The organism is Polynucleobacter sp. 35-46-11, assembly GCF_002281105.1.
In genome coordinates this window covers 1-2,048 of record NZ_NCFJ01000445.1, presented here as the reverse complement: position 1 = coordinate 2,048, position 2,048 = coordinate 1, and the positions used below count along the sequence as shown (strand labels likewise).

The following is a 2,048-nucleotide window of genomic DNA, read 5'->3' as shown; positions in this document are numbered from 1 at the left end:
ATTGTTGAACAATTGGTAGATAAGACTCTATTCGTACAAACCCCAAGGAGATGTAATGGAACTAAATGGCGAGCAACTCATTGCGGCTCCAATCCCAGATGTATGGAAGGGCTTGAATGATATTGACGTCCTTGCAAAGTCCATTCCCGGCTGTGAAGAAATTAGCCGGATCTCTCCAGAGGAGATTCATGCCAAGGTGATGTTCAAGATTGGCCCTGTGAGGGCTAGATTCGCGGGAAAGCTTCTGTTGAGCGATGTTGTTCCTGATCAATCCTGTTCAATGACATTTGAGGGGTCGGGAGGCGCCGCAGGTTTTGCTAAAGGCCGCTCACGGGTTGAGTTAAAGGCTGCTGAAGGTGGTACCTTGATTACGTATACAACTGAAGCCTCCATTGGGGGGAAGTTAGGACAAATTGGCGGGCGTTTAATTAGCGCTTCTGCTAAAAAGATTGCAGATGATTTTTTTCTGCGATTTGCAACAGAATTGGGTGGTGTAGTGCTACCCCTAGAGCCGGACGCACAGGCCGAATAAGGCTTGGCAAGATAAATATAAAAGTTGTGGAGGAGACGCAATGAAAGCAGCAGCATTTGATTATGCAAAACCGAAGGTCCTCAGCGAGGCCCTAGCTTTGCTGGCTGAAGCTGGTGAGGATGCCCGTTTGATTGCTGGTGGCCAGACTCTCTTGGCTACGCTCAATCTGCGCCTCTCTGAGCCTAGCATTTTGATTGACATAACTGATCTACATGAACTTAAAGGGATTGCTGTAACTGGCGATCAATTACGCATTGGGGCCTTAGTTACTCATACTGAGATTGAAGACTCAAAATTGATTGCGCAACATGCGCCATTACTAAAAGCCGCTGTTCCTCATATCGCACATAGAGCGATTCGCAATCTAGGTACCTGGGGTGGATCCTTGGCTTACGGAGATCCAGCGGCTGAATGGCCGGCCTGTAGCTTGGCACTCAATGCAACAATGTTAATTGCAGGTCCTAATGGTGAGCGTCGCGTTTCAGCGCAAGACTTTTTCATTGATCTGTACACCACCTCCTTAGAGCCTAACGAAATTCTGGTGGCAACTGAAATCCCAGTTGCAAATAGTAATCAAGTTTTTTATTTTCATGAGCTAGCACGCCGTCACGGAGACTATGCGGTTGCAGGAGCAGCCTTGGTTGCAAATAAGGTGGGAGATATTCTGAGCGATTGCGCTTTTACTTTCTTTTCTGTTGGGGCTACGCCGGTAATGGCAAAAAAGGCTCAGTCCATAGTTGATGGCAAGCCGGCAACCGATGAGTTAATTGCTAGCGCAGTTACTGCTGCAAGGGCAGAGATTGAGGCGATTGCAGATATCACTAATAGTGCAGAAACAAAGCAACATTTAATTGGTGTTTTATTAGAGCGTGGCTTAAAGCATTTAATTGCTTAATAAAAAAATTTAATAAAAGATAAATCGAGTTCGGAGATTGAGATGAGCTTAAAGAAAAAAATTACGATGACCGTCAATGGTACTGAAGTCAATGCTGAGATTGAGCCGCGTCGCCATTTAGTGGATTTTTTGCGTGAAGATCTTCATTTGAAGGGCCCCCACTTGGGCTGTGAACAGGGTGCTTGCGGTGCCTGTACCGTCAAGGTGAACGGCCAAATCATCCGTGGTTGCTTGTACTTAGCTGTTCAAGCTGATGGATGTGTTGTAGAGACAATTGAAGGCTTAACGAAAAGTGGTGCCTTAGCAGACTTGCAAGAAGCCTTTATGCGACACAACGCAATGCAATGTGGATTCTGTTCTTCTGGAATGTTGCTAGCCGCAGCCGAGTTAGTTGAAAAACAACCCAAAGCCACGCGCGAAGAAGTGCGTGAATGGATCTCAGGCAATTATTGCCGTTGCACTGGTTACCATTCCATAGTGGATGCCATCATGGCCGTTCTTGAAGCTCGCGCCAAAGGTGAAAAAATTAAACCTGTTGTTGCTCTCGCTTAAGTAGACTGGGAAAACTGATTATGAATAAGCCAGCAGACCTCAAAGGATTGGTGCTTGATCCGGTAACCA

The 2,048-nt window shown here is 46.3% G+C and carries 3 protein-coding genes; all 3 read left to right on the top strand.

The genetic code is table 11. The features are described 5' to 3' along the window. Positions 1-55: 55 nt before the first annotated feature. The 3 genes from B7Y67_RS16140 to B7Y67_RS16130 are packed head-to-tail and all read left to right on the top strand — an operon-like array spanning position 56 to position 1,979. Positions 56-532, top strand: a complete 477-nt coding sequence (locus tag B7Y67_RS16140) for a CoxG family protein (protein ID WP_293599504.1) — start codon at positions 56-58, stop codon at positions 530-532. Positions 533-572: 40 nt separating this feature from the next. Beyond that, the gene (locus B7Y67_RS16135) at positions 573-1,427 is read left to right on the top strand and encodes a xanthine dehydrogenase family protein subunit M (RefSeq protein WP_293599503.1); all 855 of its coding nucleotides are present in this window, start codon (positions 573-575) and stop codon (positions 1,425-1,427) included. A 42-nt stretch (positions 1,428-1,469) separates the two neighbouring features. Further along, positions 1,470-1,979, top strand: coding sequence for a (2Fe-2S)-binding protein (locus B7Y67_RS16130; RefSeq protein ID WP_215301133.1), 510 nt, complete (start codon positions 1,470-1,472; stop codon positions 1,977-1,979). Positions 1,980-2,048 lie beyond the last annotated feature (69 nt).